A 25,406-nucleotide genomic window follows, 5' to 3' on the forward strand; every position below is an offset into this window, starting at 1 on the left:
GGCAAGGGGTTGCAGCCTTCATGGACAGGCCTGACGGCAGGTCGGGCAATCGCCCTGCCGGGGGCCGACCATTCCGGGAGGCCTAGCGAGTGATCAGGGGACGTACGATGCGGACCGGCCATGACGACAACGAGCGCGAAGAGGCAGCGCCTGTCGACATGATCGCCTCGCTATTCGAGGCGCGCGGCTGGCCTTGCGAATTCGTCTCGGACGACGAGGTGACCGGCGAGATTCAGGGCTCCTGGGCCAACTACCAGGTCCGCGCGATCTGGCGCACCGAAGACCACGTTCTCCAGATCCTCTGCCTGCCCGACATCCGCATTCCGGATGACAAGAAGGGCCCGGTCTACGAGTTGATGGCCCTCATCAACGAGCAGGTGTGGATCGGTCACTTCGACATCTGGTCCAACGGTTCGGTGCTCCTCTACCGCCACGGCCTGATGCTCGGCGACGAAGGCCTCCTCAGCCTCGGCCAGGCGCAGGCGGCGATCGAGGCGGCGGTGGACGAGTGCGACCGCTTCTATCCGGCCTTCCAGTTCATCCTGTGGGGCGACAAGAGCCCCGCCGAAGCGCTGGCCAGCGCGCTGGTAGACGCCGCCGGCGAAGCCTGAACGCGGCTTGCTGTCGCGGGCAGGTGGCGGCATTGAGCGCCCTCACGCGACTCAATCTGGCGCGATTCAAGGGGCAGCGGCGATGACCAAGACCTTTCTCCAGTTCGGCTGCGGCAACATGGGCGGAGCCATGCTCAAGGGCTGGCTTGCCGGCGGTCTGGCGCCGGAAACCTTCACCGTGGTCGATCCCTATCTCGAAGCGGCGCCGCACGGCGTTCGCCTGCTCGAAGCTGCGCCCGCCGGCGAGGATGCGTTCGACATCGTCCTGCTCGGCTTCAAGCCGCAGCAGTTGCCCGACGCGGCGCAGGCCGTGCGCCCCTTCGTCGGGCCGCGCACCCTGTTGCTGTCGATACTTGCGGGCGTCGACCTCGCCACCTTGCGCCGTACTTTCCCCGAAGCGCGTGCAATCGTCCGCGTCATGCCCAACCTGGCCGCCGCGCTAGGCAAGTCCCCGATCGCGCTGTTCGGCGATGCGGACGAGGCCGCCCGTGCCGAGACTGACGCGCTGATGGCACCGTTGGGGCAGGCGGAATGGCTCTCGGGCGAGGATCAGATGGACCTTGTCACCGCGCTCGCTGGTTCGGGTCCTGCCTTCGTGTACCGCTTCATCGATGCCCTGGCCGAAGGCGCTGCCGCTCTCGGCCTGCCGCGCGACCAGGCTGACCGCCTGGCGCTGTCGATGGTGGAGGGTTCGGCCATGCTCGCCGCCGCCTCCGAACACTCGCCGGGTGAACTCGCGCGCCGGGTCGCCAGCCCCGGCGGGGTCACGCAGGTTGGCATCGACATCCTCGACGCCGAGCGCCGTCTTGCGCGCCTCGTGGAGGACACCTTGCGCGGTGCGCGCGACCGCAGCGCCGAGATGACGGAGCAGGCGCGGGCGCGTCAGCAATAATTCGTTACAATTCGTTGCCGATGGTGCGCACCGGTTTCGCTTGAAACCCGGGGCGAGAGCGCCGATATTCGTCGGACGTGGCCATTCGGGCCGCAAAACGGAGCTTGAAAAAAGATGGCAAACTGGAACGACCCTCGGCCCACCGGAACGGGCTTCGGCGCGTCTCCGAGCCTTTCCGGCGTCCAAGGCCGCAGCGAAGTGTTCGATGCAGGCCTGCGCCGTCACATGCTGTCGATCTACAACTACATGGCCTCGGGCGTCCTGCTTTCGGGCATCGTCGCGCTGCTGTTCGCCACTTCGGGCGCCGCGCTCGCCGTGTTCGGCACGCCGCTCCGCTGGGTCGTGGCGCTCGCCCCGCTGGCCTTCGTGATGATCATGAGCTTTGGCGTGAACCGCCTCTCGACCTTCGCAATGCAGGCGATGTTCTGGGGCTTCAGCGTCGCGATGGGTCTGTCGCTTTCGGCGATCTTCTTCATCTACACCGGCCCCTCGATCGCGGTGACGTTCTTCGCAACGGCGGGCGCCTTCGCCGGCCTCAGCCTGTTCGGCTACACCACCAAGAAGGACCTGTCGGGCTTCGGCAGCTTCCTCATCATGGGCGTGTTCGGCCTGCTGATTGCTTCGCTGATCAACATGTTCCTGCAGTCGCCGGGTCTCGCCTGGGCGGTCAGCTTCCTTGGCGTGCTGATCTTCGCGGGTCTTACCGCCTATGATACGCAGAAGCTCAAGGAGCAGTATGCCTATGTCGCGGGAACCGATTTCGCGGGCAAGGCCGTGGTCCTCGGCGCGCTGAACCTCTACCTCGACTTCATCAACATGTTCCAGTTCCTGCTGCAGTTCATGGGCGACCGCCGCTGATCTGTTTTCATTCTGGATGAATTACGTACCCGGCGAGCCAACGGTTCGCCGGGTTTTGTGTCTTTCGGGGATTCTCAAAGGCATGATCGCGCGCTAGACTTGCCGTTCAGCTTGCAACAAGGATGCCGGGCGCAGGGTTTTCCGTGCCGCGGGGTCATCCGGGGGAATGCCAATGTCTCGCTTCGGGCGCATCCTAGCGCCGACTTTCCTGCTCTCCGCGCTGGCCATCGGCCTTGCTTCGTGCGCCGCGCCGCCGCCGCCGCCCCCGCCGCCGCCTCCACCGCCTCCCAAGGTCGTGATCATCCCGCCGCGGCCCAAGGCCCCCAACGGTGCGTCCGAGAACATCTATGTCCCGCCGGCCGATGCCAACGGCCTGCGTCAGTCGCTCAACCGCAACATCTCGACCGCGCAGATGGTGTGGAACCTGCGCGCGGCGTACAATGTCGCAGCGCTCAACTGCTCGGCGCCGCAGCACGCGGGCATCCTGCCGCTCTACAAGGGCTTCCTTACCACCCACGCCAAGGCTCTGAACGCGATCAACAAGCGCCTCGATGCGGAGTTCAAGGAAAAGTACGGCGCAAAGTTCATCGCCCCGCGCGAAACCTACATCACCGCCGTCTACAACCACTTCGCCCTGCCGCCGACCCTGACCGATTTCTGTGATGCGGTCCTCGCCGTCGGCCGCGACGGTGCGGTGGTAAAGTCCGCAGAGCTTGAAGCCTTCGCCGTCCGCAGTTTGCCGAGCATCGAGGTGGTGTTCGACGATTTCTACCGGCGCTACGAAATCTACCGCAACGATCTCGCCATATGGGAGGCGCAGTACGGCAAGCCCGTCACCACCGCGCAGCCGGCGGCAGCCCTTCCGGGAACCGGCATTTCCGGCGCGAGCGGGGCTGCAAACTGAGCGTCGGCAACCCCGCAAAAATGTGAATTTTGGTCTGGTAAGGTCGGGAACGCTGCGCTAATGGCGGCGCTCCCGGCAGGAATCACCTGACGGGCGATACCGGGAACGGGGCCGTAGCTCAGATGGGAGAGCGCGTCGTTCGCAATGACGAGGTCAGGGGTTCGATCCCCCTCGGCTCCACCAGGTATCATCGAACCGCCTGATCAGGCAGGCGCCTTGCGGTTCGAGACACCGGCACTCCATGAACGGGACCAGCAGGCTCGCTTACGGGGCGCGGCGTCCTATTGCATTCGGGCCTGTCAGTGGACACGTTACCCAGATGCATTTTCTCGATCAGGCCAAGATCTTCATCCGCTCGGGGCAGGGCGGTCCCGGCGCGGTCAGTTTCCGGCGTGAGAAGTACGTCGAGTACGGCGGACCCGATGGCGGCGACGGCGGCAAGGGCGGCGACATCATCTTCGAGGCCGTAACCGGTCTCAACACTCTGATCGACTTCCGCTATGCGCAGCATTTCAAGGCGCAGCGCGGCCATGGAGGCGCGGGCAAGAACCGTACCGGCGCGGGCGGCAACGACCTTGTCATCAAGGTCCCCGTCGGCACGCAGGTGCTCGACGATGACCGCGAGACGGTGCTGCTCGACCTTACCGAAGCGGGCCAGCGCGAAATCCTGCTGCGCGGCGGCGACGGCGGGCGCGGCAATGCATCCTACAAGACGTCGACCAATCGCGCCCCGCGCCAGCACGGTCCAGGCTGGCCGGGCGAGGAAATGTACGTCTGGTTGCGTCTGAAGCTTCTGGCGGACGCCGGCCTTGTCGGCCTGCCCAACGCCGGCAAGTCGACCTTCATCAACCAGATCACCAATACCAAGGCCAAGGTCGGCGATTACGCGTTCACCACGTTGCGTCCGCAGCTTGGCGTCGTGCGCCACCGCAACCGCGAATTCGTGCTGGCCGACATTCCGGGCCTGATCGAAGGCGCGGCCGATGGCGCCGGCATCGGCGACCGCTTCCTGGGCCATATCGAGCGTTGCCGCGTGCTCATCCACCTTATCGACATTCACAGCGACGTCGATCCGGTCGAGGCCATGCACATCGTCGAGGGCGAACTCGAAGCCTATGGCGCCGGCCTCGACGAGAAGCCGCGCCTTGTCGCGCTCAACAAGATCGATCTGGTCGACAAGGAACTGGTCAAGGCGTTCCAGGACGAACTCCTCGAAGGGGGCGCGGACCGTGTGTTTCCGATCTCCGGCGCCACCGGCAAGGGCATGGACGCATTGCTTGACGCTGTCCTCGAGTATCTCCCCGCCGCCACGGTGACCGAACGCCCGACCGGCGAGGTCGAGGAAGCGGAAGACCAGAAGCCCTGGTCCCCGATCTGACCGCGTTCCATCCGCCCGTCCCGCGCCTGTCGAGGGACGCGGCGGCCACGCTTGGCGTCATAGACACGACGCCCTGCATATCCGACCGGTAACCCTTCACGCACCGCCACATTTGGCCTAAGCGGCTCCCCATGAAGATCAGCCAGCTTGCCCAACTGACCCAGGCTTCCACCTGTCCGCGCCTCGTGGTCAAGGTCGGGTCGGCCCTGCTTGTCGGCAAGGATGGCGAGCCGCGCCGCGAATGGCTTTCTGCCCTGGTGTCCGAGATCGCCGCCATGCGCGCGGCCGGACAGGAAGTCATCGTCGTCTCCTCCGGCGCGATCGCGCTCGGTGCGCGCAAGCTCGGGCTTGCCAAGGGCGGGCGGGGCAGCCTCTCCGACGCCCAGGCCGCCGCCTCGGTGGGCCAGATCGCGCTCGCGGGGCTCTGGGCCGAACTTCTGGCGCAGCACGGGCTCACCGCCGCGCAGATCCTGCTGACGCTCGAAGATCTCGAGGATCGCCGACGTTACCTCAATGTCACCGCCACGCTGGGCACGCTGCTCGCGGCATGCGCGGTGCCGGTGATCAACGAGAACGATTCCGTCGCAACCCAGGAAATCCGTTTCGGAGACAACGACCGCCTTGCCGCCCGTGTGGGCCAGGCCGCAGGCGCATCGGGTGTGCTGCTCCTGTCCGACATCGACGGTCTCTACGATCGCGACCCCCGCCAGCCCGGCGCCACCCGCATTCCCGTGGTCAAGGGCGTGACCCCTGAAATCCACGCCATGGCCACTGGCGGTTCGTCTTCCGGACTCGGCTCGGGCGGCATGACGTCCAAGCTCCAGGCCGCCGAAATTGCCGAGCTTGCCGGAATGGCGCTTGCCATCATCGACGGACAGCCCGTTGCCCCGATCGCCGCTGCCATGGGCGCTGCGCGCGGCACCCTGTTCCTGCCACGCGGACGCAAGCAGGCGCGCAAGGCCTGGCTCGGCGGGCGAATGCGGATGCGCGGCAGCGTGCAGGTCGACGCCGGTGCCGCCGCCGCGCTGGCCCGTGGCTCCAGCCTGCTTGCCGCCGGAGTGACAGAGGTCGACGGCGATTTCCAGCGCGGCGATGCCATTGCCGTGCTCGGTCCCGACGGCCGGACGCTGGCGCGCGGCCTTTCGGAATACGACGCTGCCGAGTGCGCGCGCCTCAAGGGGCGCCACAGCCGCGAGCATGAAGAACTTCTGGGCTATGCGCCGCGCTCGGCATTGATCCATCGCGACCAGATGGTGCTGCTGTAATGGCGGCAGAATTGCTGGCGATCACCGGTGCCACCGGGTTCGTCGGGCAGGCGGTTCTCGATTTCGCCGCCCGCGCAGGGATAGAAGTCCGTGCGCTTGCCCGCCGTCCCCAGGAAGCGCGCGCCGGCGTGGAATGGGTGCAGGGCGACCTTGACGACAAGCGCGCGCTCCAGCGCCTTGTCGGCCGCGCCAGCGTGGTCCTGCACATCGCGGGCGTCGTCAATGCTCCCGATCCGCAAGGCTTCGAGGCCGGCAACGTCCTCGGCACGCTCAACGTCGTCAATGCCGCGCTGGCTGCCGGTGTGCCGCGCCTCGTCCACGTTTCCTCTCTCTCCGCCCGCGAGCCGGACCTGTCGATCTATGGCAGGTCGAAGTTGCGGGGGGAAAAGATCGTCAAGGCCAGCAGCCTCGACTGGACCGTGGTGCGTCCGCCGGCCGTCTACGGCCCGCGCGATACCGAGATGTTCGAGCTGTTCAAGCTCGCCCGCAGGGGCATCGTGCCGCTGCCGCCGCAGGGCCACCTCTCGATCATCCACGTCAATGACCTGGCGCGTCTGCTCCTCTCGCTCATCCCCGGCGGCGAGGAGGTGACGCACCTGACCTTCGAACCCGACGACGGCACCACGGGCGGATGGACGAATACCGAGCTGGCAAAGGCCATCGGTGTTGCGGTCGGCAAGCGGGTCACAGCGATGAACCTGCCGGCGGGCCTGCTGCGCCTCGGCGCGAAGCTCGATGCGCGGTTCCGGGGCAAGGGCGCGAAGCTCACGATGGACCGTGTCGGCTACATGTGCCACCCGGACTGGCGCGCGGGCGAAGGCAACCAGCCGCCGCCTGCGATCTGGACCCCCCAGGTCGAAACCCGCATGGGTCTCCACGCCACGGCCGCCTGGTACCGCGAGGCGGGCTGGCTCAAGTAAGTCGTGCGGGCATTCGCAGCCATGCACTTGCAGTTGTAACCAATTCGTGTTCACCTCGTCCCAACTGCTCAAGTCGAGCGGGCACAAGGGGGAACCGGACATGGAATGGATGCTGATGCCGTACCGGCGCTACGCCGATTTTTCGGGGCGTTCGCGGCGCAAGGAATATTGGATGTTCATGCTGTTCAGCGTGATCGTCACGATGGTTTGCGTCACGCTGCTCGTCGCCGGCGGAATGTCCATCGACGAGAATGGCGAAAGCACGCCCGGCCCGCTGTTCTGGGTCGGCGTCGTCGCCATGACGGTGTGGGGCCTTGGCAGCATCATTCCCTCGATCGCCGTGCAGGTTCGCCGGTTCCACGATCAGGACAAGTCCGGCTGGATGGTCCTTCTGGGTCTCATCCCTTACGTCGGCGGGTTGATCGTGTTCATCTTCATGTGCCTCGAAGGCACGCGCGGTCCCAACCGCTATGGTGAAGATCCGAAGAATCCCGTCGGTTACGACGTCTTCGCCTGACAAACCGGAGCGGCCGCATGAACTGGATGATCCTTCCCTATCGGCGCTACGCCGATTTCAGCGGCCGCTCGCGGCGGCGCGAGTACTGGATGTTCGCGTTGTTCTACGTTCTGGTGATGATTGCGCTCAATGCGGTCTTCGGCACGAACGAAGTCGAACGAGGCAACGGCGCATTCTCCTATGGCAGCAGGCTTGTCGGCGCGGGAGGCTGGATCGGCGGGCTGTTCTGGCTGGTCAGCATAGTGCCCGGCCTTGCCGTCAGCGTCCGCCGCCTGCACGACCAGGACCGCACCGGCTGGCTGCTTCTGCTCTGGTTCATTCCTGTCCTTGGATGGTTCGCGCTGCTCGTGCTGATGTGCCTCGAAGGCACGCGCGGCCCTAACCGCTTCGGGCCCGACCCGAAGAATCCCACGCCGGCGGACGTTTTCTCCTAAAGCTCGCGCAGCACTTGCGCCGGGCGCGTGCGCAGCAGGCCGATCGAGCCTGCCACCGCCAGCACCATCACCAGCGCCACGCCGGCGGCCAGCACGCCGAGGATGCGCGTCCAGTCCGGCAGCCAGTCGAATTCGAACAGCCACACGATCACGCCCCAGGCCACGCCCGTGCCCAGCACCAGCGCCACTCCCGCCAGCAGCGCGCTGAGCAATCCGTATTCGGCGACCAGCAGTACCAGCAATTGCCGGCGGCTTGCGCCCAGTACGCGCAGGATCACGTTGTCGTAGGTCTTGCGCTCGCGCGCGGCCGCGATGGCGCCCGTCAGCACCGCCATTCCGGCCAGGATAGCCACGCTCGCCGCCGCCAGGATCGCCGTCCCCATCTGCGACAGGATCTCGCGCGCCTGGCCCAGCACGGGCCCGATCTCGATCACCGAACTCGACGGCAGGGCCTTGACCAGGCCGCCAAGGATCGCGCGGCGCACGCCTGCCGTCTTGGACTGCCCGGGCAGGCTGATCGTCGCGGCAAGGTTGTGGGGCGCATCGGCCAGCGTGTTGGGACTGAACACCAGCACATAGTTGAAGCCCATCGAATCCCAGTCGATCCGCCGGAACGAGGCAATGCGCGCGCTGCGCTCGACGCCCAGCACCGAAACCGCGATCCTGTCTCCCAGTTTCAGCCCCAACGCCTCGCGCAGGTCGTCGTCGACCGACACCAGCGGCTCGCCGGCATAGTCCGTCGGCCACCAGGCGCCTTCGGTCAGGACATTGCCTTCCGGAACCTCGCTCGAATAGGTCAGGCCCCGGTCGCCTCGCAGCGGCCAGGCGTTGTCCGGTATCTCCTTGAGGTCGGCCACGCGTGTCATCGCGTTCTCGGCGCCATAGGCGACGATCGTTCCGCGCAGCGCCGGCACCATCCGCAGCACCGCACCGGGCGCCGCCTCCTTCACCACCCCCTCGAACGCGCCGACCTTGTCCTGCGGCAGGTCCAGCACGAAGTAGTCGGGCGCGCGGTTCGGCACCCGCCGCGCGATATTGCCGTCAAGGCTCGTCTGCACCCCTGCCAGCAGCACGAAGGCCGCAAGGCCGAACCCCAGCGCGACGACCAGCGCGGAAGTCTGCGCGCCGGGTCGGTAGAGGTTCGCCAGTGCCATGCGCGCAATCGCGCCCCGTGGCCGGGGTATCCGCGCCGCCCCGCGCGTCAGGCCCCAGCCCAATGCCGAGAGTAGCAGGAACAGACCCGCCGCGCCGCCCAGGAATCCTGCGGCCAGCAGCTTCTGCGGCGCGGTCAGCACCGCCAGCGCGGCAATCCCGCCAAGGCCCAGCGCGACCGGCAGCACTGCGCCGCGCCAGCCGCCGCTAAGCGGGCTCACCCGCGCGCGCATCAGCGCCATGGCCGGAAAGGCGCGCGCCCGCGCCAGCGGCGGGGCGGCAAAGGTCAGCGCGATCAGCGCGCCATAGGCCGCCGCGATGGCGAGCGCTCCCCAGTCGAGCACGAACCCGGCCTCGATCGGCAGCAACCCTTCCAGCGCCTTGCCCAGCAGCGGCGTCACGCTCACCCCGACAGCCAGCCCGGCGAGGATCGCCAGTGACGAGGCGGCGGCCAGTTGCAGCAGGTATATCCGCGCGATGTCGCCGCTCGACGCGCCAAGTATCTTCAGCGTCGCGATGCTGCCCCGCCGCGCCTCGAGGTAGGAATTCACGCCATTGCCGATCCCGATCCCGGCGATGGCCAGCGCCGCCAGCGCCACCAGCACGAGGAACTGCCCCATGCGGGAAACGAACCGGTCGAGCCCGGGCGAGGCCTTCTCGCGCGTGCGCACTTCGTATCCGGCCAGCGGGAACCGCGCCTTGATGCTCTCGCCCAGAGCCACCGCATCGGCCCCGGCGGGCAGCTTCAGGCGCAGCTTGGTCCGCACCATCGATCCCGGCTGCACCAGCCGCGAGGCATCTAGCGCCGCCTTGCTGACGATCACCGTCGGGCCGAGCGAGAAGCCCTCCGCCAACCGATCCGGCTCCTTTCCGATGATCCCGGCCACGCTCAGCACGGCTTCGCCCACGCGCAACCGGTCGCCCACTTTCACGTCCAGCCGGTCGGCCACGCCGGGCGCGATCCATGCCGCCATGCCCTGCGGCGCCCCTGCCGTCCTGCCGCCCTCCAGCTCGAATTGCCCGTAGAGCGGCCACCTGTCGTCCACCGCCTTGAGTTCGACCGGCGTGGCCGTCTGCGAGGTCGATGGCGCAACCTTGACCGCCATCGCCTGCAACCGTGCGCCTTGCGAAAGCTCGCCAAGCATCCCGATCGCGGCCAGTTCGTCGGGCGCGGGTTCGCGCGCCGCCAGCGTGAACTCAAGGTCCGCGCCCAGCATCTCGCGCCCGCGTGTCGATAGCTCGCGTTCGATCGCACCTGTCAGCGTGCCGATGGCGGAAAGCGCGGCGGTTCCCAGCACGAGGCACACCAGCAGCAGGCGCAGCCCCTTGAAGCGCCAGTCGAGACCGCGCCGCGCGATGGCCCATGCGGCGCGCCACGAAAGGTTCATGCCGCCACGTCCGAGGCGATCCGGCCGTCGGCCAGCCGCACGATCCGGCGGCAACGCGCGGCCAGCGCCTCGTCGTGCGTCACCATGATGAACGTCGCGCCCGCCTCTTCGGCGCGGGCGAACAGGAGGTCGGCAACCGCCTCGCCGGTAGCATGGTCGAGGTTCCCGGTGGGCTCGTCGGCAAACAGGATCGCGGGCTTGGGCGCCAGCGCGCGGGCAATCGCCACGCGCTGCTGTTCGCCGCCCGAAAGCTGGGCGGGATAGTGGTTCAGCCGGTGCCCGAGCCCGACCGCCACCAGTTCCGCCTCTGCCCGCGCCATCGCGTCGGTCACGCCCGCCAGTTCCAGCGGGGTCGCCACGTTCTCCAGCGCGGTCATCGTCGGCAGCAGGTGGAAGGCCTGCAACACGATCCCGATCCGCCCGCGCCGCGCCGCCGCAAGACCATCCTCGTCAAGCGCGGTGAAATCTTCCCCTGCAACCGACAGCGTTCCGCCCGTGGCCCGCTCCAGTCCCGAAAGTATAGCCAGCAGGCTCGACTTGCCCGATCCCGAAGGTCCCAGCAGCGCCAGCGTTTCGCCCGGCAGCACGGCAAGGTCGATACCGCGCAGGATTTCGACCCGCGCCTCCCCGGTGCCGAGCGAAAGGGTAAGGGCGGATGCGGCGATTACCGGTGCTATGGTGCTTGTCACGGGCCTCAGGTGGCATAGATTGGATGCGGCGTGCAACCGGCACTTGGGTGTGCGTTCACGGAGTTTCAATGCGTCGACTTGCCCTGATTGCCGCCATTCTGGTCGCGGCCTGCTCTCCCGAGAAAAACCCAGATGCCCAGCCCACCGCCGCCGCGCAGGTTTCGGCCCCCGTGCCTGCTGGCGCGCCCGTGATCCTCGCGTTCGGCGACAGCCTCTATGCCGGCTATCGCCTCAACCCGGGTGAAGGCTATCCGCCGCGCCTCGAAGCGGCTCTCAACGCCGCCGGCACCCCTGCGCGCGTGGTCAATGCCGGCGTTTCGGGCGACACCACCGCCGCCGCGCTCCAGCGGCTCGCCTTCACGCTGGACAATCAGCCGGCAAAGCCCGTGCTCGCGCTTGTCGGCCTCGGCGGCAACGACATGCTGCGCGGGCTTCCCCCGGAACAGACGCGCGACAATCTCGATGCGATCCTGACCGAGTTCGACAAGCGCGGCATTCCCGTGGTGCTCACAGGCATGCTCGCCGCGCCCAACCTCGGCGCGGATTACGCGCGCAAGTTCAATCCCATCTGGCCTGAACTTGCAAAGAAGCACAAGGCGGCGCTGGTGCCCTTCTTCCTGCAACCGGTGATCGGCAACAAGGCGCTGATGCTGGACGACAATATCCACCCCAACGCGCAGGGCGTGGACAGGATCGTGGCTGCCACGCAGGCACAGGTGGCCGATGCACTGGAGGCGGCGATCAAGCCCTGATCGCGCAGTCCCGGCTTACCGGCGACGGTTACTGCGCGAAAACGGCCCCGTCGCGCACAGACCAGATCGCGCTTTCCCCCGCGATCTGCGCGAAAGGCGCCATCTCGGTCCCGGTCATCCACACTTGCGCGCCGCTCGTCGCCAGCCGTTCGAACAGCGCGCCGCGCCGCACCGGGTCAAGGTGCGCCGCAATCTCGTCGAGCAGCAGCAGCCGCGGGCGCTCCCCGGCCGTCAGTCCGGCGTGGGCCAGCACGATGGCGATCAGCATCGCCTTCTGCTCCCCCGTCGAACAGTCTGCGGCGGGGGCGTTCTTCGCTGCGAGCAGGACGGCCAGGTCGTCGCGATGTGGTCCGATCAGCGAACGCCCTGCCGCCCGGTCCCGCCGGCGCCCTTCGCGCAGCATGGCCCGCAAGCCGTCGGCGTCCGGCGGTACTTCGCTGGCATAGCGCAGCGATGGTCGGGCAAAGGGTTGATCGGGGACGGTTTCCAGCACGCGCGACAAGTCCGCCACCAGTTCCGTGCGCGCCGCCGCCATGGCTGCGCCGGTTTCGGCCATCTGCGCCTCTATCCCGTCCAGCCATAGCGGGTCAGGCTCGGCAACCTCGCCCAGCAGGCGGTTCCGCTCGCGCAGTGCCGTTTCATAGCGGGTCGCGTTGCGCGCATGTCCGGGGTCGCGAGCCAGCACCAGCCGGTCAAGGAAGCGCCGCCGCGAACCCGCGCTCTCCGCGAAAATCCGGTCCATCGCCGGGGTCAGCCAGGTTATCGAAAGCCATTCGGCCAGCCGTGCCGCGGGCCCTTCGACGCCATTGATCCGCACCGACCGCCGGCCCGGCGCGTCGGGAGATGTCGCCGTGCCGATCTGCACCGCCCCATCTTCCATTTCGGCTGCTATGGCAAAACCGCCTGGCCCCTCGCGCCCGGCCATCTCTGCTGGCTGCGCGCGCCGTAGCCCGCGCCCCGGCGCCAGCAGGCTGATCGCCTCCAGCACATTGGTCTTGCCCGCGCCGTTCTCGCCCACCAGCACGTTGAACGCGCGCATGCCCTCCAGCCGCGTCGCGGCATGGTTGCGAAAGTCGCGCAAGGTCAGGCGGGTGAGGGACATCGTGTCGCGGCGTTAGTGGGTTTCCGGGCAAGACGCAAAGCGGACGAAGCGCGTTCAGGCCTTGCGTCTGGTAGCAACCGTCCCTCAACCCCGCTCCATCAATCCGTGCTTTTTCATGCAATGGCGAAGCTGGTCGTAGGTCAGTCCCAGCGCCTTGGCGGTCTGCCGCTGGTTGTAGCGGTTGCGGCCCAGGTGATGCTCGATGATCGCCCGCTCGTGTGCGTCAACTGCGGCGCGAAGGTCGCTGACGCCGTCGAAGTCATGCGGGCCTGCGCTGCGCGGCGTGGGCGCGCTTTCGCTTTCCGCCGTGTCCGCCCGCGTCGATGCCGTCGGCTTCCACGGACTCTCGAACGGGTCGAACTGCACGTGGGCGATGGGGGTGCTCCAGTCGTCCCAGCGATAGACTGCACGCTCGACCGCGTTGCGCAGCTCGCGCACGTTGCCGGGCCAGGGGTATTCTTCCATCGCCCTCTGCGTCTGCGGCGCGAAGCCCGGCCAGGCATCCCAATGCAGTTCCGCCGCCATGCGCCGCCCGAAGTAGTCGGCCAGCACCGCGATGTCCCCCTCGCGCACGCGCAGCGGGGGCAGGGTAATGACCTCGAAGCTCAGCCGGTCGAGCAGGTCCGCGCGGAACCTGCCCTGCTCGGCCATCCTGGGCAGGTCCTCGTTCGTTGCCGCCACGATGCGCACGTCGACGCGGACCGGCTTGCTCGATCCGATCCGCGTGACCTCGCCATATTCGACCGCGCGCAGCAGTCGCTCCTGCGCGCCCATCGACAGCGTGCCCAGCTCGTCGAGGAACAGCGTGCCCCGGTCGGCCTCCTCGAAGCGCCCCACGCGCGAGCGCGTCGCTCCGGTGAAGGCGCCCGCCTCGTGCCCGAACAGTTCGGCTTCGATCAGGGTTTCGGGCAGGGCCGCGCAGTTCATCGTCACCAGCGGTTCCTGCCAGCGCGTCGACAGGCGGTGGAGGCGTTCGGCGATCAGTTCCTTGCCGGTCCCGCGCTCGCCGATCACCAGGACCGGTCGGCGCATCGGCGCGGCGCGGCTGGCGCGCTCGACCGCGTCGAGGAATGCGCCGGACTGGCCGATGAACTGAACTTCCCGATCCATGCGCAAGAAGTAGCGCATTTTCCCAATGGTCGGCAATATTCCCCAACATTAAAGCTGGATGACCTGCGGAAACGCCCGGAAATCCGCCGCCTCCGCGATTTGGCACGCCGCTTGCTCTACCATGAACAATCCCGGCGACATGCCGGATCAACCCGCCGAAAGGTCCGCAAGATGTACACCGCCCGCTTCTTCTCCACCCAGCTCGGCCGCGCCAGCCTCGCCAGCATCGGTGCGATGGTGGTGATGTGCTGCTTTGCCCTGACCCAGCAGGTCCGCGCCGTGCCGACCGTCATGGCATCCTCGGCCGCCATTACCGGCGAGCTGGCATGATGGCTGACGACCTCTCTCCGATCCGCCCGGAACGAGCCGATGGTGGTCGCACCACCCGGCTCGACGCCGAGCTTGATCGGCTGCGCTCTTCGACTGCAAATGGTGCGTCCGGCCAGAACCGGCCCGCTTTCACTTCCGGAGTAAACCTGATGGGCATCTTTTCGCGTACCCGCGATATCATTGCCGCCAATTTCAATGACTTGCTCGACAAGGCCGATGATCCGGCGAAGATGATCCGGATGATCATCATGGAGATGGAGGAGACGCTGGTCGAAGTCCGTGCCTCGGCGGCGCGCACCATCGCCGACCAGAAGGAAATGGGCCGCCACGTGTCCCGGCTGGAACGCCTCCAGGCCGACTGGTCCGAAAAGGCCCAGCTCGCCCTGTCGAAGGACCGCGAGGACCTTGCCCGCGCCGCTCTCGTCGAAAAGAAGAAAGCCGCCGACATGGCCGACCAGCTCAAGGTCGAGATTGCCGTCCTCGACGATGCGATGCGCGCCTACGAGCAGGACATCGAAAAGCTCCAGACCCGCCTGCGCGAGGCCCGCAGCCGCCAGACCGCCATCGCCGCGCGCCTCGAAAGCGCCGAGAACCGCGTCCGCCTGCGCAGCTTGCTTGCCAGCGAGCGTGTCGATGAAGCGATGGCCCGTTTCGACCAGCTCGAACGCCGCGTCGATTATGCCGAAGGCCGCGCCGACGCGCTCAGCCTCGCCGACGGCAGCGCCAAGCCCAGCCTCGCGGACGAGATCGCCGCGCTCGCCGGGCAGGACAAGATCGACGAGGAACTCGAAGCGATGAAGCGCCAGCTCGGAAAGGAAGCCTGATCCATGGAAGACGTTGTTGCGATCGCCGCGATTTTTCTCGGCCTGCCGTGGATCATCTTCCACTACATCACCAAGTGGAAGACCGCCGCCACCCTGACGAACGGGGACGAGGCGCTGCTCGAGGAGCTTTACCAGCTCGCCCGCCGCCTCGACGAACGCATGGACACTGTCGAGCGCCTCGTTGCCGCCGACAATCCCGATTTCAAGCCGTCGCGCATCATGCACGACCGCGAAACCGACAACCAGAAACTGCGCGAACTCGACCGGATGTTCGCCGAACAGGGGAGGACCGTGAAGTGAACAGCCCGCGCACCCGCTTCTATCGCGACAAGGTCAATGGCAAGTTCATGGGCGTATGCGCCGGGGTTGCCGACTACACCGGGGTCGACGTCCTCTGGGTCCGTCTCGGCTTCCTCGTCCTTGCCTTCTCGATGGGCTGGCCCTTCCTGGTCTACTTCGCGCTCGGCATTCTCGCGCCGAAGAAGCCCGGCAACCTCTACGGTGACCGGCAGGAGCAGAAGTTCTGGCAGGGCGTGCGCCAGTCGCCTGCCCGCACTGCCCGCGAAGTCCGCGCCCATTTCCGCGACATCGACCGCCGCCTGGCCGACGTCGAGAGCTTCTATGTAAGCTCGAACCCGCGCCTTTCCGCCGAAATCGAGAAGCTGCGCTGAAAGCAGAACCGTCCTGAGGGGGACTGAAGCCATGGGACCTGATACGCTGGCGCCGCTGATCCCGATTGCGGCCCTGATGATCCCGATCGTCGCGATCTGGACCAAGCATCGCCAGAAGATCGTCGAGATGCAGACGAAGGCGACTGCTGAACTGAGCGCCGAGAAGGCCGCGCAATACGCCCAGCACACCCGCGAACTCGAAGAGCGCGTCCGCGTCCTCGAACGCATCGTCACCGACAAGGGCTTCGACACGGCCGCCCAGATCGAGGCACTGCGCCGCGATGCTCCCATCCTCGAAGACAGGAGGCCGTGATGCACTGGGGCAGCCCCGAGTTCGTCCTGGCGATCATCGCCATTTCCACCGGCGGATGGCTGGTCAACAACTGGATCCGCGCCCGCCATGGCTACGCGCTGGAAGACGAGTGGGGCGGCAAGACCGACCGCGCGGACCAGCAGGCCGTCACCCGACTGCGCGAGGAGAACGCCATGCTGCGCCAGCAACTCGACGCCACGCACCAGCGCCTCGCCAATGTCGAGGCCATCGTCACCGACCGTGGCTTCGACGTCGCCAGCCAGATCGAGGCACTGCGCCCGGCGCACGAGCAGGGGAGGGCGCAATGAACGAGGACGTCATCCTGGCCCTCGTGTTCATGGTCATTGTCGTGCCCATCGTGCTCGGCATCGCCTCGGACATCTACAAGCGCCGCCTTGCCTTCCGGGAGCGCGAGCTTGAGCTGCTCTCGCGGCAGACTGCTGAAAAGGCCGCGCAGTACGCCGCGCAGGCCGAACGCCTCGAACAGCGCGTGCGCGTGCTCGAACGCATCGCCACCGAAAACAACAACGACCTCGCGCTGCAGATCGAGAATCTGCGCGACGCCAAGGTCAACTGAGGGAAACCGCCGCAATGTCCTTCTGGAGCGCCGTCGTCGCCATTGTCGCGATCATCGCGTTTGCCCGCATCCGCATGAACCGCGACAGCGCGGGCCGTCACTACCACAGTACGGAGCAGGCGCCCCCGTCCGACGCGGCCTATACCGCCAGCCTCGAACGCGAAGTGGCCGAACTGCGCAAGCGCCTCGAAGTGCTTGAGCGCATCGCTACCGACGAGAACGAACCCCGCCGCCTCGCCCGCGAAATCGAATCGCTGCGCGACCAGTAATCGAGAACAGGGAGTTGCAGTCATGACTTCCGACATCGTCATTGCCCTGTCCGGCCTTGCCGGCCTTGCCCTCGTCGCCCTCGCTGCCTTGCGCGGCTGGGACGGCTGGCTCGCGCTCAAGCGCCTCGAACTCGAACGCTCCGAAACGGGCGGCGCGGGCGGGCTCATCGAACTGGCCGACATGCGCGAGCGCCTGCGCAAGCTCGAGGCCATCGCATCCGGCGTGGACATCTGACCGGCACAAAAGGTGGGCGGGCTTCGCCCCGGTGCCGCTTGAGGCTGCCGATCCTTCTGCTAAAGCCGCGTGATGCGCAGCCTTGAAGACATCCTCGAGGAGTACGAATTCCTCGACGGCGACGAACGCTACCGCCTGCTCATCGAGCTTGGCCGCGAGCTTGAGCCGATGCCCGAAGCCCTGAAGACCGACGCGACTCTGGTGCGCGGCTGTTCCGCAAGCGTCTGGGTCTATCCCACGCAGGCAGAGGGCGGGCGCCTCCACTTCCTGGCCGACAGCAATGCAGCGATCACCAAGGGCATCGTCGCGCTCGTCCTTGCCGCGGTCCAGGACCGGCCCGCCGCCGAAGTTGCGCAAAGCGACATCGCCGAAGCGCTCGCGCCGTTCGATCTCAAGCGGCAGCTGTCGTCCAACCGCACCCAGGGCGTGCCCAACATGATTGCGCTGGTGCGCGAGCACGCCGCGCGCATCGCGGCCACGGCCTGAGGCGCGGGGCAGGGAGGTTGCGCCGCCACCTCTATCTAGCGGGCGGAATCCTCAGCGTGATGTTCGGTGCGATTGGCGCGTTCCTGCCTATCCTTCCGACCGTCCCGTTCCTCCTCCTCGCCACGTTCTGCTTCGCGCGCTCCAATCCGGCCTGGGAGCAGCGCCTGCTCGATCACCCCCGTTATGGCCCGCCCTTGCGTCAGTGGCGCGAACGGCGCGCGATCTCGCGCCGGGCGAAGAAGGGCGCGCTTCTCGCCATGGGGGCGGGCGTGCTCCTTACCGCCGTGACGGCCGGGTGGCCCTGGGTGCTCATGCCCGCCGCGGTCCTCGGCGTGACCGGCACATGGATCTGGACCCGCGCCGAATGACGGCAACGGGCGACGGGCAGCCCCGAATCGTATCGGTGCAGATGCTGCGTTTCGTCGCGGCCTTCGCGGTCCTCGCGTTCCATGCAGAGATATTCGCCTATTATCTCGGCCAGTTCCGTGGCGTGAACCTGGAAAGGCCGGGCTTCCTCGCGGCGGGCGGGGCGGGGGTCGATCTCTTCTTCGCCATATCCGGTTTCGTCATGGTCGTTTCGATGCAGCCCGTCTTCGGCCGGACCGGGGCCCGCCGCCATTTCCTCGTCCGCCGGATCGTCCGCATCGTGCCGCTCTACTGGGCCGCGACGCTGGGCCTCGTCGCCTGGCGTATGCGCTTCGCCGTCCCGCCGGATCTTGCCTCGACGCTCAGCGCGCTGGCCTTCATTCCCCATCCGCTCGAGACCGCCCACGGACGCATGGTGCCGCCGATCGAAGCCGGCTGGACGCTCAACTTCGAGATGCTGTTCTACGCGCTCTTCGCCGGATGCCTCGCCTCGGGGGCGCGTTCGACGGTACTTCGTGTCGGCGCCGCGCTGGCGCTCGGGGTGCTGGCCGGAGCTCTCCTCCCGCTGCCGCAGCCGCTGGCGTTCTGGACCGATCCGATGGTCCTCGAATTCGCTGGCGGAATGGCGCTCGCGCTTGTCTACCACGCCGGCACGCGCCTGCCGGTGCCTGTCCGGCTGGCGATGGCGGGCGCGGCACTGGCGTTGATCCTTCCCGACCACGCGGGCCTACTGCCGGATTTTCCGGCATGGAAGCGGCTGCTGACCTGGGGCGTCGCCGGCTGGCTCCTTCTCGCCGCGACCGTCCTCGGCCCGTTCACCTTGCCCGCGCCCGGCCTTTGGCGGCTCGGGGGCGACATCTCCTACGCGGTCTACATTGTCCACATGCCGCTGATGGAAGTGGTCCAGACGGTCTGGCGGCATTTCCGCTGGCCATATGGAGCGCTGGGCGAGGCGGTCTTCGTCACCGGCACGATGGCGGGCTCGCTCGTCGCGGGCCTGGTACTCCACCGCTGGCTGGAAAAGCCCGTCGGTCGATGGCTGCGCGCCGTGGCGGAGCCGCGAAGTGGCTGAATAAGTTCTTGTTTTGTTCTTTTTCTGCTATGGGCGGGTTCACGGATTCGCTGGCGGAGAAGGAATGTGATCACATTGACGGTCGGGCAGGGCAGCGGGGGGCAGGACTGGCTGGCATGGTCGGCAACGGTCCTCGGCGCGCTTGCCTGGCCGGTCGCCGCGTTCGTGATCGCGCTCCTTTTCCGCCCCCACCTGACGACCCTGCTTGGCCGGCTCGACGAACTGAGCTGGGGCGACAAGTCCGCCCGCTTCGCCCGCAAGCTCGACCGGCTCGAATCCGAAGCTCCCCCGGTTCCCACGGCGCCCGACAGCGGCCCGGAAATCGCCCTTTCCGGCGATCATGGCCGGTTTCTTCAGCTTCTTGATCTGTCGCCCAACGCGGCCGTGCTGGATTCGTGGTCGCGCGTCGAGGAAGCCTTGCAGGCGCTCGCCCATGCGCACCAGTTGGCCAGCGCCGACGCTGCGGACGCGGGACGTGCGCTTCAGAAGCGCGGCATCCTGCCGGCCCGGACCATTGGCATGATCGGCGAAATGCGCCGCCTCAGGAATGCGGCTGCCCACAATCAGGACATATCCGTTTCGGACGCCTTGCGCTTCCGCAACCTCGCGAAGGGCGTGCTGAACGAGATCAGACTGGCGTAAGAACGTCTCGAACGCCGCCTAGCCGTCCACTGCCTCGCGCAGAACGGCGATGCCTGCCTCGCGCTGGGCCCGCAGTTCCTGCTTCAGCACCGCAGGGTCGCGCGCGAAGACGAAGCCGAAACTGACGCCGCCTTCCTTGCCGATCGTGGCGTGGTGAAGCTTGTGCGCCTGGACCAGCCGCTTGGCATAGCCGCGCTTCGGGACCCATCGGAACCAGCGCTGGTGGACCAGCCCGTCATGCACCAGCGTATAGATCACGCCATAGAACAGGACGCCCAGGCCGATCCACGTGCCCGGCCACCAGGCATCCGCGCCCATGATCATCGGGCTGCCCAGCGCGAACATCAGGATCGAAAGCGCCGCGCCGACAATGGCGTAGAGATCGTTCTTCTCGAGAAACCCTTCGTGCGGCTCATGATGGTCGCGGTGCCAGCCCCAGCCGAAGCCGTGCATGATGTACTTGTGGCTCGACCACGCGACGAATTCCATCGCGAGGACCGTGCCCAGGACAATGAGGATCGCGGCAAGCGTCTGCATGGCCCCGCCCATACACCGGGGCCGTTTGCGGGGCGACACTTTCTTACAATTTGCCCGAAAGTCGCGACGGGTCGTTTGGCTGGCGTTCAGCCGCCGGACGGCAGTTTTGCCTCAACGCATTCAAGGAGGAAACCTCATGCGCAAGACTGTTCTCGCTGCCGTTCTCTCGACCCTCGTCGCCGGCATTGCCACCCCGGCGCTGGCCCACGACAACGACCGCTATCCGGGCGGCAACCGCGCCGAAGCGGCCTACATGACGCCTGGTCGCAACGCCGAGATCCGCCGCGACATCTGGCAGCTCGACAACCGCATCGACCGTGCCCAGCGCAATCGCGCCATCTCGCCCCGCGAGGCGCAGGGCCTGCGCCGCGATGCGCGCGACCTCAAGGCCACCTATACCCGTTATGCCAACCGTGGGCTTTCGGCGGGCGAATATCGCACGCTCGAACGCCGCGTCGCCAACATCACTCAGCGTCTGCGCGCCGAGAAGTGGGACCGCGACGGCCGTCGCGGCTGATCCTCTGCCCGAAAGTAAGCGCGCGGCGTAACAAAATTGCGCCGCGCCGCATCAAGGCCCGCCCTTTCCTGCTTGAATTGCAGCAAAGGCGGGCCTAACCGCTTGATCCATGTCCAGCACCGCACCCCGCACGCTCTACCAGAAGATCTGGGACGCCCACGTCGTCGAACGCCGTGATGATGGCACCTGCCTCATCTACATCGACCGTCACCTCGTCCACGAAGTGACCAGCCCGCAGGCCTTCGAGGCGCTTCGCGCCGCCGGCCGCAAGGTGCGCCGTCCCGATCTCACGCTTGCGGTGCCAGACCACAACCTGCCGACCACCGCGCGCCGTACCGCCGATGGCCGGCGCGTGCCCATCGCCGATCCCGAATCGGCCCAGCAGCTCGAGGCGCTGGAGCGCAACGCCCCCGAATTCGGCATCCGCTATATCGGCGATGCCGATGACGAGCAGGGCATCGTCCACGTCGTCGGCCCGGAACAGGGCTTCTCGCTCCCCGGCGCGACGATCGTCTGCGGCGACAGCCACACCGCCTGCCACGGCGGCCTGGGTGCGCTGGCCTTCGGCATCGGCACGAGCGAGGTCGAGCACGTCCTCGCCACGCAGACCCTGCTGCTCAAGCAGTCGAAGACGATGGAAGTGCGCGTCGAGGGCGAACTGACCCCGGGCGTCACGGCCAAGGATGTCGTCCTGCACATCACCGGCGTGCTCGGCGCGGCTGGCGGCACCGGCTCGGTCATCGAGTACACCGGCTCCGTCATCCGCGACCTGTCGATCGAGGGTCGCCTGACCATCTCCAACATGGCGATCGAGCACGGCGCGCGCGCGGGCCTTTGCGCTCCGGACGAAAAGACCTTCGCCTATCTCAAGGGCCGTCCCTACGCGCCCAGGGGCGAGGACTGGGACAAGGCCGTCGCGTGGTGGAAGAGCCTCGCGACAGATCCCGGCGCGACCTATGACAAGGTCGTCGTGATCGACGCGAAGGACATCGCTCCTTCCGTCACCTGGGGCACCAGCCCGGAAGACGTGCTGCCGATCTCCGGCCTCGTCCCCGCGCCTGAATCCTTCGCAGATCCCTCCAAGCAGGAAGCCGCCCGCGCGAGCCTCGAATACATGGGCCTCGTTCCCGGCCAGCGCATGGAGGACGTCGAGGTGCAGAACATCTTCATCGGCTCGTGCACCAACAGCCGCATCGAGGACATGCGCGCCGCTGCCGCGATCCTGAAGGGCCGCAAGAAGGCGGACAACGTGAAGTGGGCCATCGTGGTGCCCGGCTCGGGGCTGGTGAAGAAGCAGGCGGAAGAGGAAGGCCTCGACCGCGTGTTCATCGAAGCCGGCTTCGAATGGCGCGAGCCCGGATGTTCGGCCTGTCTCGGCATGAACCCGGACAAGGTGCCAGCGGGCGAACGCTGCGCTTCGACCTCCAACCGCAACTTCGTCGGCCGCCAGGGCCCCGGCGCGCGCACGCACCTCGTCAGCCCGGCGATGGCGGCGGCCGCTGCCGTTACCGGCAGGCTGACGGACGTGCGCAAGCTGATGGCCTGACGCGGAAATGCCGGCACTTCCGACAGCCGCGCTCCAGCTCGCGGGGTTCCTCATGGCCCATGCGTTCTGGACGGCGTCGGATCTGCCGCCCGGCGGCCATTATCAGCCCCAGTCGCTGTGCATGCGCGCCGATGGCAACCGCGTCCTCAACAGCTTCGACGGGACCAACCCCAAGGAACAGGACGAAGCCGCGCGCGCCTTCGTCACCGGCGGCGCGGCGCAGTGGCCCGATTGCGCCATCGCGCGGCAGGTCAAGGTCGGAACGCCAACGGGCGACGTCGACGCGCTCGTCATCGATGTCGTCCAGTATGGCGGCAGCGTGATGACCGTCGTCCAGGCCTTTCGCCCCGCTGACAAGGGCTTCCGCCTGCTCGGCGACGAACTGATGCTGGGCGACAACGGCCCGCTCCCGCCGCTTCCCGCAGCGCAGGCCGCCGCCGCCATGCGCGAAGGGGCGCTCGACCATCCCGGTATGGACGGCAAGTGGAATCAGTGGGAAACGGAACGCGATCCGGTGAGCCCGCTGGTCGAGCGTTGACGCAGGCCGAAGGGCGCAAGTCGTCCTTTGCCCCGGTCGTCGATGAACGCACCAGGGTCCTGATCCTCGGCAGTCTGCCCGGCGAGGCAAGCCTGGCTGCCGCGCGCTATTACGCCAATCCGCGCAACCAGTTCTGGCGGCTGGTGGGCGAGGTGATCGGCAGCGACCTTGCCGTTCGCGGTTATGACGAGAGGCTGGCGTTGCTGCGCGAACACGGCATCGGCCTGTGGGATGCGATCGGCTCCGCGCGGCGGCGCGGCAGTCTCGATACCGCCATCCGCGAGGTCGAGGCGAACCCCTTGGGCGATCTTGTCACGCATCTTCCCGCACTGCGCTGCGTGGCATTCAATGGCGCGAAGTCTGCCGCCATCGGGGCCCGGGAACTTGCCGGGGCAGGGCAGGTCGAACTTGTCCGCCTGCCGTCCAGCAGCCCGGCCCACGCCGCGCTGACGTATGCCGAGAAGCTCGTCCATTGGTCGAACCTGCGGAAATTCCTCGGCTGATCCTTGCATTCGCGCGCGGAGCGGCCAATCTTGGTGGCTGCAATTCAGGAGTGTGATGCGTGACCAAGAAGACGGACTGGACCGGCAAGGCAGCAATGGCGGGCGCGGCGATCGGCTCGGCGGCGCTGGCTGCGGCCCTGCTCTATGCCTCGCGCCGCAAGGAACGCGCCGAAAAGACCCAACCCAAGACCCCTCCGTCCGACACCCCCGAGACGGACTGACCCGCAACATTCTTGCGCCAAACCCCGGTTGCATCACCGATTGTGCAAGCTATAGCGACGGCATGGAACCGGTGAAGCAGATCGAGGGACGGGCTATCCCGTTCGGCCGCAAGAACGTCGATACCGACGTGATCATTCCCGCCAGGTGGCTCAAGACGATTACCCGTCAGGGCCTTGGTCGCGGTGCGTTCGAGGCGCTGCGCGCCGATCCTGACAACATCTTCGACAGCGCCGAGTTCGCCGGCTCGCCGATCCTCATCGCGGGCGACAACTTCGGCTGCGGCTCCAGCCGCGAACACGCCGCCTGGGCGCTGCTCGACATGGGCGTGAAGGCGGTCATCGCGCCGTCGTTTTCCGACATCTTCTCGGGCAACGCGTTCAAGAACGGCATCCTCACCGTCGTCCTCCCGCAGGAGGCCATAGACCGGCTCATGGAAGTCGCGCAGACCGATCCCGTCTCGATCGACCTCGAGGCGCAGACCGTCACCACCCCGTTCCAGGATCGCTTCTCGTTCGAGATCGACCCCTTCCGCAAGCACTGCCTTGCCAACGGCCTCGACGAGGTCGGCCTGACCATGGCGCGCGGCGATGCCATTGCCACGCACGAGGCCCGAATGCGGGAAAGCCTCCCGTTCCTTGCCAAGGGAACCGATGCCGTAGCGGCAGCTTAAGTGCTCGGTTAAGGGGGCTTCCCAAGCCGTCCAAAACTTGCTTCCCTGTGGCCAAGCGGACCGATTCCGCATGGCTTAGGGAGAATGAACGATGAAGGCTCTGCGCACCCACGCGGCAGGCGGCCCCGAAACCCTCGTGCTCGACGATCTGCCCGATCCGGTGCCGGGCAAGGGCGAAGTGCTGGTGCGGGTCCATGCCTGCTCGATAAACTTCCCCGACACCCTGATGATCCGCGACCTCTACCAGTTCCGGCCCGAGCGCCCCTATGCGCCGGGCAGCGAACTGGCGGGCGAGATCGAGGCGCTGGGCGAGGGCGTCACCGGCTGGAAGGTTGGCGACCGCGTAATCGCGATGATCGGCAGCGGCGGCCTTGCCGAAAAGGTCATTGCCCCGGTCGCGCGCCTGTTTCCGCTGCCCGACGGCGTCGACTACGCCACCGGCGCCTCACTGCTGATGACCTACGGCACGACGATCCACGGCCTCAAGGATCGCGGCCATATCAAGGCCGGCGACACGGTGCTCGTCCTCGGCGCGGCTGGCGGCGTCGGGCTTTCGGCCGTCGAACTCGCCAAGGCCTTCGGCGCCCGCGTCATCGCCGCCGTGTCGAGCGAGGAGAAGGCGCAGGTCGTGCGCGAGGCCGGCGCTGACGACGTCGTCATCTACGGCCGGCCGCCTTTCGACAAGGCCCAGTCCAAGGCGCTGGCCGACCAGTTCAAGGCCGCCTGCGGCCCGAACGGCGCGGACATCGTCTACGATATCGTCGGCGGCGACTATTCCGAGCCCGCCCTGCGTGCCATCGCATGGGAGGGCCGTTTCCTCGTGGTCGGCTTCCCGGCGGGCATCGCCAAGCTCCCGCTCAACCTCACGTTGCTCAAGTCCTGCGACGTCTGCGGCGTGTTCTGGGGGGCGTGGACCGCGCGCGAACCCGCCGCCTTCAAGGCCGAGGTCGAGGAACTGTTCGCCCTGCTCAAGGCCGGCAAGATCAACCCACGCGTCTCGCAGCGCTTCTCGCTCGAACAGGGCCGCGAAGCCATCGCCACGCTGGAAAACCGGCAGGCCATGGGCAAGGTCGTCGTTGAAATGATCGGCTGACGGCACTCTCGCCCCTCCCGCTT

Annotated in this window: 35 protein-coding genes and 1 tRNA gene; 31 read left to right on the forward strand and 5 right to left on the reverse strand. The window is 67.2% G+C overall.

The window, feature by feature from the left end; all coding sequences use genetic code 11:
* The first annotated feature begins 107 nt into the window (after positions 1 to 107).
* The 10 genes from SARO_RS05690 to SARO_RS05735 all read left to right on the forward strand — a co-directional run bounded on the left by SARO_RS05690 (position 108) and on the right by SARO_RS05735 (position 7,779).
* Entirely contained in the window at positions 108 to 611 is a 504-nt protein-coding gene (locus SARO_RS05690) for a YbjN domain-containing protein (protein WP_011444800.1), read from the forward strand.
* Positions 612 to 693: 82 nt separating this feature from the next.
* A complete protein-coding gene (gene proC, locus SARO_RS05695; RefSeq protein WP_011444801.1) occupies positions 694 to 1,503 on the forward strand; it encodes a pyrroline-5-carboxylate reductase in 810 nt (269 codons plus the stop codon).
* Between the two features lie 114 nt (positions 1,504 to 1,617).
* Positions 1,618 to 2,361, forward strand: a complete 744-nt coding sequence (locus SARO_RS05700; protein ID WP_011444802.1) for a Bax inhibitor-1/YccA family protein — start codon at positions 1,618 to 1,620, stop codon at positions 2,359 to 2,361.
* A 172-nt stretch (positions 2,362 to 2,533) separates the two neighbouring features.
* Entirely contained in the window at positions 2,534 to 3,265 is a 732-nt protein-coding gene (locus tag SARO_RS05705) for a hypothetical protein (protein ID WP_011444803.1), read from the forward strand.
* 107 nt (positions 3,266 to 3,372) lie between these two features.
* Positions 3,373 to 3,448 (forward strand) — tRNA-Ala (locus SARO_RS05710).
* A gap of 136 nt (positions 3,449 to 3,584) precedes the next feature.
* A complete protein-coding gene (gene obgE, locus SARO_RS05715; protein WP_011444804.1) occupies positions 3,585 to 4,643 on the forward strand; it encodes a GTPase ObgE in 1,059 nt (352 codons plus the stop codon).
* A gap of 131 nt (positions 4,644 to 4,774) precedes the next feature.
* Positions 4,775 to 5,908 (forward strand): glutamate 5-kinase, encoded by a 1,134-nt coding sequence (gene proB, locus SARO_RS05720; RefSeq protein WP_011444805.1) that lies wholly within the window; start codon positions 4,775 to 4,777, stop codon positions 5,906 to 5,908.
* On the forward strand, positions 5,908 to 6,828 hold the full coding sequence (locus tag SARO_RS05725) for an NAD-dependent epimerase/dehydratase family protein (RefSeq protein ID WP_011444806.1): 921 nt from the start codon (positions 5,908 to 5,910) through the stop codon (positions 6,826 to 6,828). Before proB ends, SARO_RS05725 begins: the two co-directional genes overlap by 1 nt.
* Positions 6,829 to 6,874: 46 nt before the next feature.
* A complete protein-coding gene (locus SARO_RS05730) occupies positions 6,875 to 7,345 on the forward strand; it encodes a DUF805 domain-containing protein (protein ID WP_011444807.1) in 471 nt (156 codons plus the stop codon).
* A gap of 17 nt (positions 7,346 to 7,362) precedes the next feature.
* On the forward strand, positions 7,363 to 7,779 hold the full coding sequence (locus SARO_RS05735) for a DUF805 domain-containing protein (protein WP_011444808.1): 417 nt from the start codon (positions 7,363 to 7,365) through the stop codon (positions 7,777 to 7,779).
* Here the strand turns inward: SARO_RS05735 and SARO_RS05740 are convergent.
* Together SARO_RS05740 and SARO_RS05745 are read right to left on the reverse strand one after the other, a co-directional pair.
* Positions 7,776 to 10,319: an ABC transporter permease gene (locus tag SARO_RS05740; protein WP_011444809.1), complete on the reverse strand. Its 2,544-nt coding sequence runs from the start codon at positions 10,317 to 10,319 to the stop codon at positions 7,776 to 7,778. The two genes, SARO_RS05735 and SARO_RS05740, sit on opposite strands and share 4 nt — an antisense overlap.
* Positions 10,316 to 11,008, reverse strand: a complete 693-nt coding sequence (locus tag SARO_RS05745) for an ABC transporter ATP-binding protein (RefSeq protein WP_011444810.1) — start codon at positions 11,006 to 11,008, stop codon at positions 10,316 to 10,318. Before SARO_RS05745 ends, SARO_RS05740 begins: the two co-directional genes overlap by 4 nt.
* A 68-nt stretch (positions 11,009 to 11,076) precedes the next feature.
* Between SARO_RS05745 and SARO_RS05750 the strand changes: the two genes are divergently transcribed.
* On the forward strand, positions 11,077 to 11,760 hold the full coding sequence (locus tag SARO_RS05750; protein ID WP_011444811.1) for an arylesterase: 684 nt from the start codon (positions 11,077 to 11,079) through the stop codon (positions 11,758 to 11,760).
* Between the two features lie 28 nt (positions 11,761 to 11,788).
* On the opposite strand, the gene recF is transcribed toward SARO_RS05750, so the two are convergent.
* Together recF and pspF are read right to left on the reverse strand one after the other, a co-directional pair.
* The gene (gene recF, locus SARO_RS05755) at positions 11,789 to 12,862 is read right to left on the reverse strand and encodes a DNA replication/repair protein RecF (protein WP_011444812.1); all 1,074 of its coding nucleotides are present in this window, start codon (positions 12,860 to 12,862) and stop codon (positions 11,789 to 11,791) included.
* A gap of 84 nt (positions 12,863 to 12,946) precedes the next feature.
* The gene (gene pspF / locus SARO_RS05760) at positions 12,947 to 13,972 is read right to left on the reverse strand and encodes a phage shock protein operon transcriptional activator (RefSeq protein WP_041550757.1); all 1,026 of its coding nucleotides are present in this window, start codon (positions 13,970 to 13,972) and stop codon (positions 12,947 to 12,949) included.
* 171 nt (positions 13,973 to 14,143) lie between these two features.
* Between pspF and SARO_RS20960 the strand changes: the two genes are divergently transcribed.
* The 13 genes from SARO_RS20960 (at position 14,144) to SARO_RS05820 (ending at position 19,757) form a co-directional block, all read left to right on the forward strand.
* Complete coding sequence (locus SARO_RS20960) at positions 14,144 to 14,302, forward strand: hypothetical protein (protein ID WP_011444814.1); 159 nt, start codon at positions 14,144 to 14,146, stop codon at positions 14,300 to 14,302.
* Positions 14,302 to 15,126, forward strand: a complete 825-nt coding sequence (gene pspA, locus SARO_RS05765) for a phage shock protein PspA (RefSeq protein WP_011444815.1) — start codon at positions 14,302 to 14,304, stop codon at positions 15,124 to 15,126. Before SARO_RS20960 ends, pspA begins: the two co-directional genes overlap by 1 nt.
* A 3-nt stretch (positions 15,127 to 15,129) precedes the next feature.
* The gene (pspB, locus tag SARO_RS05770; RefSeq protein ID WP_011444816.1) at positions 15,130 to 15,426 is read left to right on the forward strand and encodes an envelope stress response membrane protein PspB; all 297 of its coding nucleotides are present in this window, start codon (positions 15,130 to 15,132) and stop codon (positions 15,424 to 15,426) included.
* Complete coding sequence (gene pspC, locus SARO_RS05775) at positions 15,423 to 15,797, forward strand: envelope stress response membrane protein PspC (RefSeq protein WP_011444817.1); 375 nt, start codon at positions 15,423 to 15,425, stop codon at positions 15,795 to 15,797. The genes pspB and pspC overlap by 4 nt, the downstream gene beginning before the upstream one ends.
* Positions 15,798 to 15,828: 31 nt before the next feature.
* Complete coding sequence (locus tag SARO_RS05780) at positions 15,829 to 16,110, forward strand: hypothetical protein (protein WP_011444818.1); 282 nt, start codon at positions 15,829 to 15,831, stop codon at positions 16,108 to 16,110.
* On the forward strand, positions 16,110 to 16,418 hold the full coding sequence (locus SARO_RS05785; protein WP_041550190.1) for a hypothetical protein: 309 nt from the start codon (positions 16,110 to 16,112) through the stop codon (positions 16,416 to 16,418). The genes SARO_RS05780 and SARO_RS05785 overlap by 1 nt, the downstream gene beginning before the upstream one ends.
* On the forward strand, positions 16,415 to 16,687 hold the full coding sequence (locus tag SARO_RS05790) for a hypothetical protein (protein WP_011444820.1): 273 nt from the start codon (positions 16,415 to 16,417) through the stop codon (positions 16,685 to 16,687). Before SARO_RS05785 ends, SARO_RS05790 begins: the two co-directional genes overlap by 4 nt.
* A gap of 14 nt (positions 16,688 to 16,701) precedes the next feature.
* Positions 16,702 to 16,956 (forward strand): hypothetical protein, encoded by a 255-nt coding sequence (locus SARO_RS05795; protein ID WP_011444821.1) that lies wholly within the window; start codon positions 16,702 to 16,704, stop codon positions 16,954 to 16,956.
* Between the two features lie 22 nt (positions 16,957 to 16,978).
* Positions 16,979 to 17,191, forward strand: a complete 213-nt coding sequence (locus tag SARO_RS05800) for a hypothetical protein (RefSeq protein ID WP_011444822.1) — start codon at positions 16,979 to 16,981, stop codon at positions 17,189 to 17,191.
* A gap of 72 nt (positions 17,192 to 17,263) precedes the next feature.
* Positions 17,264 to 17,677 carry a SufE family protein gene (locus SARO_RS05805; protein ID WP_011444823.1) on the forward strand — a complete coding sequence of 138 codons (414 nt, stop codon included), beginning with the start codon at positions 17,264 to 17,266 and terminating at the stop codon, positions 17,675 to 17,677.
* Between the two features lie 17 nt (positions 17,678 to 17,694).
* Complete coding sequence (locus SARO_RS05810; protein WP_011444824.1) at positions 17,695 to 18,045, forward strand: YbaN family protein; 351 nt, start codon at positions 17,695 to 17,697, stop codon at positions 18,043 to 18,045.
* Positions 18,042 to 19,115, forward strand: coding sequence for an acyltransferase family protein (locus SARO_RS05815; protein ID WP_011444825.1), 1,074 nt, complete (start codon positions 18,042 to 18,044; stop codon positions 19,113 to 19,115). Before SARO_RS05810 ends, SARO_RS05815 begins: the two co-directional genes overlap by 4 nt.
* A 66-nt stretch (positions 19,116 to 19,181) precedes the next feature.
* Entirely contained in the window at positions 19,182 to 19,757 is a 576-nt protein-coding gene (locus SARO_RS05820; protein ID WP_011444826.1) for a hypothetical protein, read from the forward strand.
* An 18-nt stretch (positions 19,758 to 19,775) separates the two neighbouring features.
* Here SARO_RS05820 and SARO_RS05825 read toward each other — a convergent pair whose 3' ends face one another.
* Positions 19,776 to 20,306 carry a sterol desaturase family protein gene (locus SARO_RS05825; protein WP_011444827.1) on the reverse strand — a complete coding sequence of 177 codons (531 nt, stop codon included), beginning with the start codon at positions 20,304 to 20,306 and terminating at the stop codon, positions 19,776 to 19,778.
* Positions 20,307 to 20,430: 124 nt separating this feature from the next.
* Between SARO_RS05825 and SARO_RS05830 the strand changes: the two genes are divergently transcribed.
* The 7 genes from SARO_RS05830 (at position 20,431) to SARO_RS05855 (ending at position 25,383) form a co-directional block, all read left to right on the forward strand.
* Positions 20,431 to 20,811 carry a hypothetical protein gene (locus tag SARO_RS05830; protein ID WP_011444828.1) on the forward strand — a complete coding sequence of 127 codons (381 nt, stop codon included), beginning with the start codon at positions 20,431 to 20,433 and terminating at the stop codon, positions 20,809 to 20,811.
* A 109-nt stretch (positions 20,812 to 20,920) separates the two neighbouring features.
* On the forward strand, positions 20,921 to 22,357 hold the full coding sequence (gene leuC, locus SARO_RS05835; RefSeq protein ID WP_011444829.1) for a 3-isopropylmalate dehydratase large subunit: 1,437 nt from the start codon (positions 20,921 to 20,923) through the stop codon (positions 22,355 to 22,357).
* A gap of 7 nt (positions 22,358 to 22,364) precedes the next feature.
* Positions 22,365 to 22,895, forward strand: a complete 531-nt coding sequence (locus SARO_RS05840; protein WP_011444830.1) for a hypothetical protein — start codon at positions 22,365 to 22,367, stop codon at positions 22,893 to 22,895.
* Entirely contained in the window at positions 22,892 to 23,398 is a 507-nt protein-coding gene (locus SARO_RS05845; RefSeq protein WP_011444831.1) for a DNA-deoxyinosine glycosylase, read from the forward strand. Before SARO_RS05840 ends, SARO_RS05845 begins: the two co-directional genes overlap by 4 nt.
* A gap of 59 nt (positions 23,399 to 23,457) precedes the next feature.
* Complete coding sequence (locus tag SARO_RS20965) at positions 23,458 to 23,619, forward strand: LPXTG cell wall anchor domain-containing protein (protein ID WP_176929291.1); 162 nt, start codon at positions 23,458 to 23,460, stop codon at positions 23,617 to 23,619.
* Positions 23,620 to 23,681: 62 nt separating this feature from the next.
* Positions 23,682 to 24,290, forward strand: coding sequence for a 3-isopropylmalate dehydratase small subunit (leuD, locus tag SARO_RS05850; protein ID WP_011444832.1), 609 nt, complete (start codon positions 23,682 to 23,684; stop codon positions 24,288 to 24,290).
* A gap of 91 nt (positions 24,291 to 24,381) precedes the next feature.
* Positions 24,382 to 25,383, forward strand: a complete 1,002-nt coding sequence (locus tag SARO_RS05855) for an NADPH:quinone oxidoreductase family protein (protein ID WP_011444833.1) — start codon at positions 24,382 to 24,384, stop codon at positions 25,381 to 25,383.
* The last annotated feature ends 23 nt before the right edge of the window (positions 25,384 to 25,406 follow it).

Origin of the sequence: Novosphingobium aromaticivorans DSM 12444, assembly GCF_000013325.1 — a bacterium.
GTDB lineage: Bacteria > Pseudomonadota > Alphaproteobacteria > Sphingomonadales > Sphingomonadaceae > Novosphingobium > Novosphingobium aromaticivorans.

What these genes read in the sequence shown, in the direction of transcription:
- SARO_RS05785 (WP_041550190.1), top strand. Translation starts at nt 16,110, where the DNA reads ATGCACTGGGGCAGCCCCGAGTTCGTCCTGGCGATCATCGCCATTTCC.
- SARO_RS05830 (WP_011444828.1), top strand. Translation starts at nt 20,431, where the DNA reads ATGCGCAAGACTGTTCTCGCTGCCGTTCTCTCGACCCTCGTCGCCGGC.
- obgE (WP_011444804.1), top strand. Translation starts at nt 3,585, where the DNA reads ATGCATTTTCTCGATCAGGCCAAGATCTTCATCCGCTCGGGGCAGGGC.
- SARO_RS05855 (WP_011444833.1), top strand. Translation starts at nt 24,382, where the DNA reads ATGAAGGCTCTGCGCACCCACGCGGCAGGCGGCCCCGAAACCCTCGTG.
- SARO_RS05815 (WP_011444825.1), top strand. Translation starts at nt 18,042, where the DNA reads ATGACGGCAACGGGCGACGGGCAGCCCCGAATCGTATCGGTGCAGATG.
- SARO_RS05690 (WP_011444800.1), top strand. Translation starts at nt 108, where the DNA reads ATGCGGACCGGCCATGACGACAACGAGCGCGAAGAGGCAGCGCCTGTC.
- SARO_RS05750 (WP_011444811.1), top strand. Translation starts at nt 11,077, where the DNA reads ATGCGTCGACTTGCCCTGATTGCCGCCATTCTGGTCGCGGCCTGCTCT.
- proB (WP_011444805.1), top strand. Translation starts at nt 4,775, where the DNA reads ATGAAGATCAGCCAGCTTGCCCAACTGACCCAGGCTTCCACCTGTCCG.
- SARO_RS05795 (WP_011444821.1), top strand. Translation starts at nt 16,702, where the DNA reads ATGTCCTTCTGGAGCGCCGTCGTCGCCATTGTCGCGATCATCGCGTTT.
- SARO_RS05705 (WP_011444803.1), top strand. Translation starts at nt 2,534, where the DNA reads ATGTCTCGCTTCGGGCGCATCCTAGCGCCGACTTTCCTGCTCTCCGCG.
- SARO_RS05840 (WP_011444830.1), top strand. Translation starts at nt 22,365, where the DNA reads ATGCCGGCACTTCCGACAGCCGCGCTCCAGCTCGCGGGGTTCCTCATG.
- pspF (WP_041550757.1), bottom strand. Translation starts at nt 13,972, where the DNA reads ATGGATCGGGAAGTTCAGTTCATCGGCCAGTCCGGCGCATTCCTCGAC.
- recF (WP_011444812.1), bottom strand. Translation starts at nt 12,862, where the DNA reads ATGTCCCTCACCCGCCTGACCTTGCGCGACTTTCGCAACCATGCCGCG.
- SARO_RS20960 (WP_011444814.1), top strand. Translation starts at nt 14,144, where the DNA reads ATGTACACCGCCCGCTTCTTCTCCACCCAGCTCGGCCGCGCCAGCCTC.
- SARO_RS05735 (WP_011444808.1), top strand. Translation starts at nt 7,363, where the DNA reads ATGAACTGGATGATCCTTCCCTATCGGCGCTACGCCGATTTCAGCGGC.
- SARO_RS05780 (WP_011444818.1), top strand. Translation starts at nt 15,829, where the DNA reads ATGGGACCTGATACGCTGGCGCCGCTGATCCCGATTGCGGCCCTGATG.
- SARO_RS05790 (WP_011444820.1), top strand. Translation starts at nt 16,415, where the DNA reads ATGAACGAGGACGTCATCCTGGCCCTCGTGTTCATGGTCATTGTCGTG.
- proC (WP_011444801.1), top strand. Translation starts at nt 694, where the DNA reads ATGACCAAGACCTTTCTCCAGTTCGGCTGCGGCAACATGGGCGGAGCC.
- leuC (WP_011444829.1), top strand. Translation starts at nt 20,921, where the DNA reads ATGTCCAGCACCGCACCCCGCACGCTCTACCAGAAGATCTGGGACGCC.
- SARO_RS05700 (WP_011444802.1), top strand. Translation starts at nt 1,618, where the DNA reads ATGGCAAACTGGAACGACCCTCGGCCCACCGGAACGGGCTTCGGCGCG.
- SARO_RS05740 (WP_011444809.1), bottom strand. Translation starts at nt 10,319, where the DNA reads ATGAACCTTTCGTGGCGCGCCGCATGGGCCATCGCGCGGCGCGGTCTC.
- SARO_RS05800 (WP_011444822.1), top strand. Translation starts at nt 16,979, where the DNA reads ATGACTTCCGACATCGTCATTGCCCTGTCCGGCCTTGCCGGCCTTGCC.
- pspB (WP_011444816.1), top strand. Translation starts at nt 15,130, where the DNA reads ATGGAAGACGTTGTTGCGATCGCCGCGATTTTTCTCGGCCTGCCGTGG.
- SARO_RS05725 (WP_011444806.1), top strand. Translation starts at nt 5,908, where the DNA reads ATGGCGGCAGAATTGCTGGCGATCACCGGTGCCACCGGGTTCGTCGGG.
- leuD (WP_011444832.1), top strand. Translation starts at nt 23,682, where the DNA reads ATGGAACCGGTGAAGCAGATCGAGGGACGGGCTATCCCGTTCGGCCGC.
- SARO_RS05805 (WP_011444823.1), top strand. Translation starts at nt 17,264, where the DNA reads ATGCGCAGCCTTGAAGACATCCTCGAGGAGTACGAATTCCTCGACGGC.
- SARO_RS05825 (WP_011444827.1), bottom strand. Translation starts at nt 20,306, where the DNA reads ATGGGCGGGGCCATGCAGACGCTTGCCGCGATCCTCATTGTCCTGGGC.
- pspA (WP_011444815.1), top strand. Translation starts at nt 14,302, where the DNA reads ATGGCTGACGACCTCTCTCCGATCCGCCCGGAACGAGCCGATGGTGGT.